This is a genomic window from Sphingomonas sediminicola (assembly GCF_049991885.1).
Taxonomy (GTDB): Bacteria; Pseudomonadota; Alphaproteobacteria; order Sphingomonadales; family Sphingomonadaceae; genus Sphingomicrobium; species Sphingomicrobium sediminicola.
Window position 1 is genome coordinate 207529 of record NZ_CP178916.1, and the last position, 12228, is coordinate 219756.

General features: G+C 63.2%; 11 protein-coding genes. 8 read left to right on the forward strand and 3 right to left on the reverse strand.

Annotated elements, in window-relative coordinates; all coding sequences use genetic code 11:
- The first annotated feature begins 59 nt into the window (after positions 1-59).
- Both ACMC5O_RS01095 and ACMC5O_RS01100 read left to right on the forward strand, forming a co-directional pair.
- Complete coding sequence (locus tag ACMC5O_RS01095; RefSeq protein ID WP_187708053.1) at positions 60-1025, forward strand: Mrp/NBP35 family ATP-binding protein; 966 nt, start codon at positions 60-62, stop codon at positions 1023-1025.
- 26 nt (positions 1026-1051) lie between these two features.
- Entirely contained in the window at positions 1052-1489 is a 438-nt protein-coding gene (locus ACMC5O_RS01100) for a CoA-binding protein (protein ID WP_187708052.1), read from the forward strand.
- Here the strand turns inward: ACMC5O_RS01100 and ACMC5O_RS01105 are convergent.
- From ACMC5O_RS01105 to ACMC5O_RS01115, 3 genes are read right to left on the reverse strand one after another with little or no spacing between them, the layout of a single operon-like run.
- Positions 1486-2832 (reverse strand): TldD/PmbA family protein, encoded by a 1347-nt coding sequence (locus ACMC5O_RS01105; protein WP_187708051.1) that lies wholly within the window; start codon positions 2830-2832, stop codon positions 1486-1488. The two genes, ACMC5O_RS01100 and ACMC5O_RS01105, sit on opposite strands and share 4 nt — an antisense overlap.
- Positions 2833-2841: 9 nt before the next feature.
- Positions 2842-3756 (reverse strand): 4-hydroxybenzoate octaprenyltransferase, encoded by a 915-nt coding sequence (ubiA, locus tag ACMC5O_RS01110; protein ID WP_187708050.1) that lies wholly within the window; start codon positions 3754-3756, stop codon positions 2842-2844.
- Between the two features lie 37 nt (positions 3757-3793).
- Entirely contained in the window at positions 3794-5119 is a 1326-nt protein-coding gene (locus ACMC5O_RS01115) for an SLC13 family permease (protein ID WP_426693112.1), read from the reverse strand.
- A gap of 151 nt (positions 5120-5270) precedes the next feature.
- Here ACMC5O_RS01115 and ACMC5O_RS01120 point away from each other — a divergent pair, with 151 nt between their 5' ends.
- The 6 genes from ACMC5O_RS01120 to ACMC5O_RS01145 all read left to right on the forward strand — a co-directional run bounded on the left by ACMC5O_RS01120 (position 5271) and on the right by ACMC5O_RS01145 (position 12176).
- The gene (locus tag ACMC5O_RS01120) at positions 5271-6116 is read left to right on the forward strand and encodes a hypothetical protein (RefSeq protein WP_426693113.1); all 846 of its coding nucleotides are present in this window, start codon (positions 5271-5273) and stop codon (positions 6114-6116) included.
- 116 nt (positions 6117-6232) lie between these two features.
- Entirely contained in the window at positions 6233-6541 is a 309-nt protein-coding gene (locus tag ACMC5O_RS01125) for a hypothetical protein (RefSeq protein WP_426693114.1), read from the forward strand.
- 53 nt (positions 6542-6594) lie between these two features.
- A complete protein-coding gene (locus tag ACMC5O_RS01130; protein ID WP_426693115.1) occupies positions 6595-7329 on the forward strand; it encodes a 16S rRNA (uracil(1498)-N(3))-methyltransferase in 735 nt (244 codons plus the stop codon).
- 73 nt (positions 7330-7402) lie between these two features.
- Complete coding sequence (locus tag ACMC5O_RS01135; protein ID WP_187708048.1) at positions 7403-8779, forward strand: glutamate--cysteine ligase; 1377 nt, start codon at positions 7403-7405, stop codon at positions 8777-8779.
- Positions 8779-9750, forward strand: coding sequence for a prolyl aminopeptidase (gene pip, locus ACMC5O_RS01140; protein WP_246444108.1), 972 nt, complete (start codon positions 8779-8781; stop codon positions 9748-9750). Before ACMC5O_RS01135 ends, pip begins: the two co-directional genes overlap by 1 nt.
- A gap of 110 nt (positions 9751-9860) precedes the next feature.
- Positions 9861-12176: a TonB-dependent receptor gene (locus ACMC5O_RS01145; protein WP_187708047.1), complete on the forward strand. Its 2316-nt coding sequence runs from the start codon at positions 9861-9863 to the stop codon at positions 12174-12176.
- Positions 12177-12228: the final 52 nt, after the last annotated feature.

The window sequence follows — 12228 nt, forward strand, 5'->3', positions numbered from 1 at the left end:
GGAGCGCAAATGGTGAAAAACAGTGGAAAGCGGAGGGCAAGCGCCTATGTCGCGCGGCGATGACCGTTGAGACCGACGCACTTGGAATATTGGACAGGCATCCTGAAGCCGGACGCATACGCTCACGCCGTATGAACAAGGGCGTCGCGACCTTGATCGTCGACGCGAGCGGACTGCGCGACGCCGATCGTTCAAAACTCGAGCGCGAGCTGCATGATGCAGCTTCCGCGATAGAGGGTGTGGACGAAGTGCGTATCGCGATGACTGCCTCGCAGCCGCACCGCACTTTGATTGCCGTCGGCAGCGGGAAGGGCGGCGTCGGCAAGTCCACCGTTGCCGCGAACCTCGCCATTGCCCTGGCCAGGAGTGGAAAGAAGGTCGGGCTGGTGGACGCGGACGTCTACGGTCCGTCGCAGCCAACCTTGCTCGGATCGGACACGAAGCCGACGGCTGAAGATGACCGGCTCATTCCGGTCGAGGCTCAGGGCCTTAAGTTCCTGTCGCTCGGACATCTGGTCTCGCCAGGTCACGCACTCGCGTGGCGCGGGCCGATGGCGACCGGAGCGCTCGCCAAGCTGGTCGATGCCGACTGGGGCGATGCCGAGGTGCTGGTCGTCGACCTGCCACCCGGGACTGGCGACGTGCAGCTCTCGCTGATCCAGAAGTCGCGGCCGGACGGCGCGATCATCGTTTCGACGCCTCAGGACCTGTCGCTGATCGATGCAACGCGCGCGATCGACTTGTTCCGAAAGATGAACGTGCCGGTGCTGGGCATCGTCGAGAACATGGCCGGCTACATCTGCCCGCATTGCGGCGAGGGTTCGGATCCGTTCGGAAGCGGTGGCGCTGAAGCGGCTTCGAAGGAAATCGGAGTGCCGTTCCTAGGCCGGCTGCCCCTCTCGGCGGCAGTCCGCGCAGCGTCGGACGCCGGCAGGCCGCCAGCTGCGGGCGATGGTCCGGAAGCCAAGGCCTTCGCCGATCTCGCGGCAACGATCAGCGAAGCGCTGGAAAGAGTCCGCCGCTGAAGCATTGAGGCGGCAGGAGATTGAAGATGTCGCTCACACTTGACGATTACATCAGGGAATTGCTGTCCGGCGCTCGCACGATTGCCGTGTTCGGCTGCTCAGATCGGCCGGATCGCCCGTCCTACGGTGTCTCGGCCTTTCTTCAGCGGCACGGCTACCGGATGCTTCCGGTCAATCCGCAAATCACGGGCGAGCGCGTGCATGGCGAGTTCGTCTGGCGCGACCTTGGCCAGATCGGAGTGCCGATCGATATCGTCGACATCTTCCGCCGGCCGATCGCGGCAGGAGAAGCAGTGGATCAGGCGATCGCGGCGGGAGCCAAGGCCGTTTGGATGCAGCTCGGCATCGTCAACGAGGAAGCGGCCGCCCGGGCGGAAGCTGCCGGTCTGAAGGTCGTGATGGACCGCTGCACCAAGATCGAGATCATGCGGCTCGGGATTCCGGCAATCGAAACTGCGGACTAAGCCGCGCCGACGGTCATCTCCGGAACCAGGAGCGTCGGCGAGTCCACGCCTCGGCGGAACTCGAGGTCAGTTCCAGGTTCAAGTGTCGCGAACATGTCGAGCAGGTTCGAGGCGATCGTAATCTCCTGCACAGGCTCGGCGATTGCCCCGTTCCGGACCATGAAGCCTGCGGCTCCCCGGCTGTAGTCTCCGGTCACGCCGTTGACGCCCTGGCCGATGAGCTCGGTGACCAGCAATGCCTCCGGGAAAGCAGCGAGCAGTTCATCGCGGCTACGCGATCCTGGAGCGAGGTAAAGATTGCTCGGACCCGCGCCCGGCGGGCCGCCCGCTCCTCGCACGGCATGACCGGTGGGCTGGATCCCAAGCTGCCGGGCCGAGGCGCTGTCGGCGAGCCAGGTCTTCAGGACTCCGTTGTCGACCAGCGCCGAGGTCGTCACCGGCAATCCTTCGCCGTCAAAAGGCCGTGACCTCAGTCCTCGCGGACGAAGCGGATCGTCGATGAGCCGCACGCCGGTCGCGAAAATCTGCTGCCCAAGCTTGTCCTGCAGAAAAGAAGATTTGCGAGCCACGGACGACCCGGTGATCGCACCGATGAAATGCCCCAGCAGCGAACCCGCGATACGCGGATCGAACAGGACGGCGTAGCGGCCGGGCTTTGGCTTGATCGGGTTGAGCCGGGCTACGGCGCGTTCCCCCGCAAGCTTCCCCACTTCTTCGGGCGCATCCAGGTCTTCGAGATGCCGGGCCCCGTGCCAAGCGCTGTCGCGCTGCATCGTCGGGCCTTCACCCGCGATGACCGTCACCGAGCAGCTGTGGCCGGTCGAGCGATACGCTCCGCTGAAGCCGCCCGAGGTCGCCAGCGCTACCGTGCTCGCGGACGTGCCAGCCGATCCGCCACTGGAATTGGTGACGCCTTCGACGGCCAGCGCCGCGTTCTCGGCCGCGAGCGCCCGCTCGCGCAAAGCCTTGGGATCTTCCTGACGGGAGTCCTCCGACTGGATGTCGGGAAATGGGCCGTGCGCGAGCAGCTCGGGCGGAGCAAGGCCGGCATACGGGTCTTCTGGGGCCTCGCGAGCCATTGCGACGCCCCGATTGACGAGCTCCGCCAGCGCATCCGGGGAAAAGTCGGACGATGCTACGCTTGCACTTTGGTGTCCGACGAAGACGCGGAGTCCGACCTCTTCCCCTTCGGACCGGTCGACATGCTCGAGCTCGCCAAGGCGGACCTGCACCCCCTGCGATTCCGATCCGACGTAGATTGCGTCGGCGCTGTCCGCGCCCGCTGAGCGCGCCTTCTCGACGAGCGATTGGGCGATTTCGCGCGCTTTATCCTCTGACAGCATTGGACGCGCCTAGCGGCTGGAAAGACCGACGACCAGCATTCCCAGAAAGATCAGCAAGCCGGTGGTCCGGTTCGAACGGAACAGGCGAAGCGCGCCTTCGCCGTCTTTCGGGTCGGCCCTCAGCGCCTGATTGGCGAGGTGGAAAGCCGCGGGTGCTAGCGTGGCAAGCGCGAGCCAGTCGGGCCTCACGGTCCAGACGGCGGTCGCCCAGAGTGCGATGGCCAGCGCGTAGAACAGGGCAACGCCCTGCGGGGCCTTGTCGCCGAGCCGCCGCGCGGAGGACTTCACACCGACCAATGCGTCGTCCTCGATGTCCTGGATTGCGTAGAGCGTGTCATAGCCGATCACCCAGGCGATGCTCCCAAACCAGAGCAGCAGCGCCGGAAGGTCGAGCGCTCCGCGTACCGCCGGCCAGCCTACTAGCGCTCCCCACGAGAAGACGACACCGAGCCAAGCCTGCGGCCACCAGGTAATGCGCTTCATGAAGGGGTAGGCGGCGACCGGCGCAACGCTGACCAGCGAAATGACGGCAGCGGTTGTGTTGAGTTGAGCCAAAACAATCAGGCCGATCGCACAGAGTAGCGCAATCAGCATCCATGCGGACCGCAACGATACTCGCTCGCTCGCCAGGGGACGCAGGCGCGTTCGCTCGACCTGCCGGTCGAGGTCGCGGTCGACGATATCGTTGTAGACGCAGCCCGCGCTCCGCATCGCGAAGGCTCCGAGGAACAGCCACAGGACCATGGCCCAGCGTCCATCGACGCCCGCAAGCGCGACGCTCCACGCGCACGGCCAGTAGAGGAGCCACGTGCCGATCGGCCGATCGAGCCGCATGAGCGAGGCATAGGGGCGCAGTCTCGGCGGCAGCCCACCAATGAATCCGCGCCGTTCGCTGTCCGGGACGATTTCAGGAATTGCCGTCACGGGGGAGGCTTAGCGTGCAGTTGCAGCTGTCACTAGGTTAGAACGGAAAGTAGATTTGGATCGCGACGATCGCGGCCGCCCAGGTGATGAGGTTGAGGGGGATGCCGATCTTCATGAAGTCGAGATAGTTGTACCCGCCCATCTGATAAACGAGCACGTTGGTCTGGTAGCCGAACGGCGTTGCGAACGCGGCGCTCGCGGCGATCATCACTGCGACTAGAAAGGGGCGGGGGCTGACCGCGAAGGCCTCAGCCATAGAGACTGCGACCGGCGTGAAGAGTACCGCGACCGTCGCGTTGGACAGCAGTTCCGTCGCGAACAGCGTCACGCCGTAAAGAATGATGAGCGCAACGAGCGGGCGCATACCTTCCATCGACCCGATAAGCGCGTCCGTTGCGGAGGAAGCGAGTCCGGTCTCGTCGAGCGCGATGCCGAGCACCACCATTCCCGCGATCAGCATGAGAACTTCGGGCCTGAGCCCGCTGTAGGCCTCTTCAGCAGTTATGACGCGAAGCAGGATCAGGAGAACTGCTCCGGCAAAGGCACAGGCGGCGATGGGAGCGACGTTCAGTGCCGCCAGGGCAACGACCGCCACGAAAATCACGGTGGATATTAGCGCAGCGACCGGCTTCAGTTTGACCTGTTTGGCGAAGGGTTCGGCGGTACCGACGAGTCCTCCGGCAAGGCCGGGCTCGCGGAACCGGGTCGGCGGCTGCATTGCCTCGTCGACAGTTGCCGTTGGCTTGTCATTGTCTGATTTCGCAAGTCGCGGACCGAACAAGAACAGGTACGCGCCGCCCGCGACGGCAACCAGGATGCCGACGGGCGTGATCTCGAAAATTCCGAAGCGAGGTTGGCCGGCAACCGAAGCCATGTCGTTGACGAGCAGGTTGGTGGACGTCCCAATAAGCGTGCAGCAGCCTCCAAGGACGGCTGCATAGGACAACGGGATGAGGTAGGCCTTCGGCGACTGTCCGAGCGAGCGTGCCACGTCGCGAACAACGGGCGCGCTGAGCACTACAATCGGGGTATTGTTGAGGAAGGCCGATCCGACACCCGCAAGCCCGATCAGAACCCACAGCCCCGCGCGCCCGATGCGGCTACAGAGCCTGACAGTGCGCCGGATCGCTTCGTCGAGGAGGCCAGCCAATTCCATTGCGTAGGCAATGACGAAGAGTGAGGCCAGAGCAACGATGGCCGGGCTCGCGAAAGCGCTCTGAACTTCGACTGGCCGGACAACCCCGGTCATAAGCAGAAATGCGGCGCCCGTGAGGGCAACGACATCTGCCCGCAGTTTGTCGTAGATCAGGGCTCCAACGACCGCCGCGAGCACGAGCAACGTGATGATCTGGCTCGCCGTCATTCTGCCCCCTATGGCCGTTGGAGTTCAGAACGCGCAACCCGCGTCGGGGTCGCAGGGTCGCGCATTCGCTCACCCATGCTATCACCCGGTCATGTGCACGCGTGTTCAGTTGAAATGGTCTTCGCTCACGGTTGCGGTCGCCGCTCTTGCTGTGGGTTGTCGGCAAGCTCCGCAGGACGAGGTAGACGAGAATCAGGCCAACGCGGTCGTCCAGCTGCCCAGGCTCCCAGTTGCAGAGCCGCCGATGGACCGGGCTGCCCTGTTGATCGAGGTCGCCAAGGCTGCCAGCGCTTCTGCGCTCGGAGAGGACATTTCGAATGATCTGCGAAGGCTCGACGGAAAGCGGTTCGAGGTCCGAATTCGCTTTGGCTGCGCACCACCAGCATCGCCGCCGGAGGTAGAGAAGACAGCGAAGCCGGCAGCCCAAGGACAGGCGACCGGTCCATTCAATGTTCGGTTCGACGAAAAGGATCGCACATTGCGACTGCGGGCAGCCCCCGACTTGACGCTCAATGACCGATGGATCGCCTCTGTAGTTGATGAATCCGTGGAGGCGGTCGAAGGGTTCTGGATGTATAGGCCATGGTTGCTGACGGATGGCTGCTCCGTGATTCCGTCCCAGCTGGATCCGGGCGTTTCCGACGGAGGCTTGGCGAGCGAGACGAATGACGTTGCCGCGGTTCGGATTACAGCACCCGATCGCAAGTATCGCGTGGGACTGGCGCAATTCTTCACCAAGACCGATCCCCGGACCGGGCGCCGTGATGGCCGTGCATATGAAACGACGAAAATCCTGCCGGATGACAAACAACCCTCCCGGCAAGGCTATAATCTCGTTTTGTCAGGTCGCCTGCGGCACCTTCCGTCCGGTCAGGTGATTGCGTGCAGGACGGAAAGTACCAATGCGCCTCCGCAATGCGTGGTTTCGGCGGAATTCGACCGCGTGTGGGTCGAGGAGCCTGAGACCAAGAGCCTCATCGCTGAATGGGGAAATTGAACCTCAGAGGCAGCAGCTAATGATCAGTTGCTAGGCAAAATCTAAAGTTAACTGCCACTAGCAACCCGATTGGGTTTATTACGCGCGACTCCGGGTGGATCGTAAGGAGAGAGCAGATGAACAGGAATCTCCTGTTCGTGGCGGCATTTTGTACTGCCACGATATCCGTGCCGGCTCTTGCAGGCGAAGTGAACGGTAGCACCAGCAATCCGAAAGACGATTTTTCGAACGGCGTTTCGATCTGCAAGTTTTCAGGGCTGAACGACTATCCTGACGGTTCGCAGAGCGGACCTCCGGGGCGCACTCAGTCCTTTGGGCAGGATGTCGCGAACTTCGGCGCCGACCCGAGGGAGTTCAATCCGGGTGACGCAGGCGCATGCAACGCGCACCTTTCGCCGATCCGCGAACCGGGCAATCCAAACTAGGAATTGACCGCAGCGGGATTCCCGCGCCTGCGGGAATGACGTAGGCGGGCTCCATGCCCGCCACGCCAGCCTGGCCTCCGAAGAGCCTGCCGCGCCTTTTCGTGCGCGCGCAGCTGCGTGATGGCGTGCGCGTCGATCTGGACGCGGACCAGGCCAATTATCTCGGCAATGTGATGAGGCTCGGCGAGGGGGCCGAACTGCTGGTGTTCGACGGAACCTCTGGCGAATGGCTCGCCCGCATTTCCGAGGCGGGCAAGAAGCGGATGGCGCTAACCGTGGAGCAACGGACGCGCGAGCCTGAAGCAATTCCGGACGTCTGGCTGGCCTTTGCGCCCGTCAAGCGAACGCAAACCGACTGGCTCGTCGAAAAGGCGACCGAGCTCGGCATCGCGAAGCTCATTCCCGTCATCACGCAACGCACTATCGCGGAACGGGTGAAGCTTGAGCGGCTGAGATCGATCGCGACCGAGGCGGCGGAGCAATGCGGGCGGACGCGATTACCGACGATTGATGAGCCGATCTCGCTCGCGCAGCTTCTCAAGCAGGCCGACCGGGCCATCTATTTCGCGGACGAAGGCGGCGGCGAGCCCGCGGCGTCTGCATTCAAGCCGGGACCAGCGGTGATCCTGACGGGGCCGGAAGGCGGATTCACCGACGACGAGCGAGCCGTCATCCGCGCCGCGCCCAACGCAATTCCAGTCTCGCTTGGACCGCGCATCCTCCGCGCTGAAACGGCCGCGCTGGCCGCCTTAGCCGTTTACATGGCCGTCGCGGGCGACTGGTGCTGACCCTCTGGTCTTATGGAACCATAAATCGGAAGTGCTGGCGCCGCCTCGAGCGCGAAGCTAAGCGGCGCTTCGAATGACGCAACGCACCGACGATACGCCCGCGACGCACCGGCTGATCGAAAGCCGCGACGATCTGCTTTCCGTCTTCTCGGGCGGCGAAAAGCCCGCCGAGCGGTGGCGCATCGGCACCGAGCACGAGAAGTTCGTCTATCGCGTCGAGGATCATCGCGCGCCGAGCTATGCCGAGCCGGGCGGGATCCGCGATCTTCTCGACGGCCTTACCGAGTTCGGTTGGGCGCCCGTGATCGAAGGCGAAAATGCGATCGCTCTTTCGGGGCCGGATGGGACGATCAGCCTTGAACCTGCCGGACAGTTCGAATTGTCAGGCGCGGCGCTGGAAAATCTCCATCAGACTTGCGCCGAGGCAAATCGGCACTTGGGCCAGTGCAAGACCATCGGAGAACGGCTCGGGCTCGGGTTCCTCGGTCTTGGCATGTGGCCGGACAAGGCCCGGTCCGACCTGCCGGTCATGCCCAAGGGCCGCTACAAGATCATGCTCAACTACATGCCCAAGGTTGGCACCCTCGGCCTGGACATGATGCTTCGCACCTGTACCATTCAGGTTAATCTGGACTACAGTTCGGAAGCCGATATGGCGAAGAAGTTTCGCGTCGGCCTCGCGCTGCAGCCCGTCGCGACGGCACTCTTCGCCAATTCTCCGCTGACCGAGGGCAAGCCCAACGGCTATCGGAGCTTCCGGAGCCATATCTGGGAAGACACCGACCCCGACCGAACAGGCATGCTGCCTTTCGTTTTCGAAGACGGGTTCGGCTACGAGCGCTACCTCGACTATGCGCTCGATGTGCCGATGTACTTCGTCTACCGCGACGGAAAGTACATCGACGTCGCAGGCGAGAGCTTCAGGTCGTTTTTGGAGGGCAAATTGCCCCAATTGGCGGGCGAAAAGCCGCGCCTATCCGACTTTGTCGATCATCTCTCGACCATCTTCCCCGAAGTGCGCCTCAAGAGCTTTCTCGAGATGCGCGGCGCGGATGGCGGCCGGTGGGGCAAGATCTGCGGGCTTCCCGCGCTGTGGGTCGGCCTTCTGTACGACAGCCAGGCGCTCGATGCGGCTTGGGACCTGGTCAAGGACTGGACGATCGAGGAGCGCTCGCAGGTTCGCCACGCCGTCCCCAAGACCGCGCTGAAGACGCCTCTTCCACGCGGCGGCACCGTTCACGACCTCGCACGGCAGGTCCTCCAGATTGCTTCGGATGGCCTCAGCCGCCGGGCCCGCCTCAATTCAGCGGGAGACAATGAGAGCGGCTTCCTCGACCCATTGCACGAAGTTGTCGCAACCGGCGTGACGCCCGCCGATCGCCTGCTCGACAAGTTTCATAATGAGTGGAACGGGGACGTTTCGCGCATCTACGAGGAGTTCAGCTTCTGATGGACATGCCCACCCCCCAGCGCCGGACGCTCTATCCGGAAATCACCCCCTACGAGACCGGCATGCTGGACGTGGGCGACGGCCACAGCCTCTATTGGGAGCTGACAGGAAATCCGAACGGCAAACCGGCTGTGATGCTTCACGGCGGGCCTGGCGGCGGTTCAAGCCCCGACCATCGCAGGCAGTGGAACCCCGACAAGTACAAGATCCTCGTCTTCGACCAGCGCGGCTGCGGCAAGTCGACGCCCTACGCGAGCCTCGAGAACAACACGACCTGGGACCTTGTCGACGACATCGAGAAGCTGCGTACGCAGGTCGCGAAGGTCGACAAATGGCAGGTGTTCGGCGGAAGCTGGGGCTCGACGCTTTCCCTGGCCTATGCGCAGACCTATCCCGAGCGGGTTACCGAGATCATCCTGCGCGGCATCTTCCTGTTCGATCAATATGAGATCGACTGGATGTATGCCTATGGCGGAGCTTCCTCGGTATATCCCGACAAATGGGATGAGTTCGAAGCGGTCGTTCCCGAAAGGGAACGCGCCGACATGGTCGAAGCCTACCGCAAGCGGCTGATCAGCGACGACAAGGACGAGCAGCTGCGCGCCGCAAAGGCGTGGAGCAAGTGGGAAGGCGACATCGTCACGCTTCTACCAAGCCCGGAAACGATCGAGCATTTCACCAGCCCGGAGGTCGCAGTCGCGGTCGCCCGGATCGAGAATCACTACATGGCGAACAATGGCTGGTTCGAGCCTGGGCAGCTGCTGAAGGGGGCCGAAAAGCTTCGCGGAATTCCGGGAGTCATCGTCCAGGGTCGCCATGACACCTGCACGCCTCCGGTTGCCGCATGGAAGCTCAAGAAGGCCTGGCCGGAGGTTGATCTCAATATCATTCCGGACGCTGGTCACCTGTTCAACGAACCGGGAATCCTTGACGGGCTCGTCCGGGCGACCGACAAGTTCGCGTCAATGTGAATGTTTGGCGTAGCTTTCGCGTCGAATGACTGACTAGGGGCACCGACAACTGCAACAAGTGTCCGCGGCCCGCCCGGCCGCGGCGAGAACTTATCCGGGGGGATAAAGCGATGGGCGTCCGTTTCACGTCAATTTCGGTATTGGCGCTTTCCACTGCGTGCATGTTTGCAACTCCGGCAGCCGCCCAGACGGCGGACCCGGCAGCGCAGCCGGCACCCGACCAGCCCGCACCGGCGCAGCCCGCAGCGGCTCAGTCCGAGGGCGTTGGCGACATCGTCGTTACTGCGCAGCGCCGCGCCGAGCGCCTTCAGGACGTTCCTGTCTCGGTCGCGACGATCGATGAAATGACGCTCGACGCCGTCAACTCCGGCGGCGCAGACATTCGCGGCCTTTCCGGACGCGTTCCGAGCCTCAACATCGAAAGCTCGTTCGGACGTACTTTCCCGCGCTTCTACATTCGTGGCCTTGGCAACACTGACTTCGATCTGAACGCATCGCAGCCGGTCAGCCTGGTCTATGACGACGTCGTCCTCGAAAATCCTATCCTCAAGGGCTTTCCGGCATTCGACGTCGACCGGATCGAGGTGCTCCGTGGTCCGCAGGGAACATTGTTCGGCCGCAACACGCCGGCCGGCATCGTCAAGTTCGACACGGTGAAGCCGGGCAGCGGGAACAACTACGCCAAGATCAGCTACGGTTCCTATTCGACGATCAACGCCGAAGCAGGCGTCGGGGGCCGTCTGAACGACACGGTCGCGGTCCGCATTTCAGGCCTCTGGCAGCATCGCAACGACTGGATCGACAACCTCGACGCGCCGGGTAAGCACAACCTTGAAGGCTATGACGACATCGCCGTTCGTGCGCAGGTCGAATTCACCCCAAACGAGTCCTTGAAGATCCGCCTGACGGGTCAGCTTCGCGATCTCGACGGCGACGCGCGCATCTTCCGCGCCAACGCAATCCAGCAGGGCACGAATCACCTGATCGGTGTCGACGGCGGCGACTTCAAGCGCGACGAAGTCCATGCCGACGGCCTGAACTTCCAGCGGCTGAAGACGCAGAATATCGCCGGCACCATCGAATACGATCTCGGGCCGGCAACGCTCTATTCCGTGACCAGCTATTGGCACGGCACGCTCAAGAGCCGCGGCGACATCGACGGCGGCTTCGGCTGCTCGTTCTGCGGTCCGGGCTTTACCAACAACAGCGCGCCCGGGTTCATTCCTTTCCCGGCGCAGAGCCAGGACAATATCCCGAGCCTTGACCAGTTCACGCAGGAACTCCGGGTCGCGTCGAACAACACGAAGGGCCTCGGCTATCAGGCGGGCATCTTCTACTTCGACGAGAATCTCGACATCGAAAGCTTCGACTTCGGCGCGCCGACCGATCTCACCCCGGCCGCGATCGTCAATCAGCGGCAGGACGCCAAGGCGCTCGGCATCTTCGGTTCGGTCAACTACAAGACGACCAGCGGCCTGACGCTTCAGGCCGGCGCTCGCTGGAACCACGACAAGAAGAAGCTGACGGCGGAACGCCTGTTCGACGTCCGCCCGATCTTCGTCGGCGGAGGACCGGTTCCGGAGACTACTACGCGGGTGAAGGACAGCGTCCTTACCTGGGATCTCAGCGCGATCCAGGAGATCAACCCGGACGTGAATGTCTATGCGCGCGTCGCAAAGGGCTATCGCGCACCGGCGATCCAGGGCCGCATCCTGTTCGACCGCGACGTGACGACGGCCGACAGCGAAAACACCATGTCCTATGAGGCGGGGCTCAAGTCGACGCTTCTCGACCGCAAGCTGCGCTTCAACCTGACCGGCTATTACTTCAAGACCAAGGACCTCCAGCTATCGGCGGTCGGCGGTGCGGCCAACGCCAACCTGCTGCTCAATGCGGACGCGGTGAAGGGCTATGGCTTCGAGACCGAGCTTGAGGCGCGACCCGCTCGCGGCCTCACGCTGACTGCGGGCCTCAGCTACAACCACACGCGCATCGACGATAAGAACCTGACCGTCGAGACCTGCGCTGCGCCGTGCACCGTGCTGGATCCGATCGCGGTCCCGGCGTCCTCGCCAGCCATCGTTTACATCGACGGCAACCCGCTGCCGCAGGCCCCGAAGTGGACGTTGAACTTCACCGCCGGTTACGAATATCCGGTCGGTCCGGGCAACGTCTACGTCTTCACCGACTGGTACCACCGCTCAAAGGTGAACTTCTTCCTCTATGAGTCGGTCGAGTTCAGCGACGACCAACTTCTCGAGGGCGGCCTGCGCATCGGTTATCGCACCGACCGCTATGACATCGCCGGTTTCGTCCGGAATATCACCAACGACGAGAGTGCCGTGTCCGCGATCGACTTCAACAATCTCACCGCGATGGTCAACGAGCCGCGCATCTGGGGTGTCGAGGTCGGAGTGAAGTTCTAAGACCGCCGCTTGCCTGTTCTCCCCGCCAACCCCAAGAGGGCGCGGGGAGAAC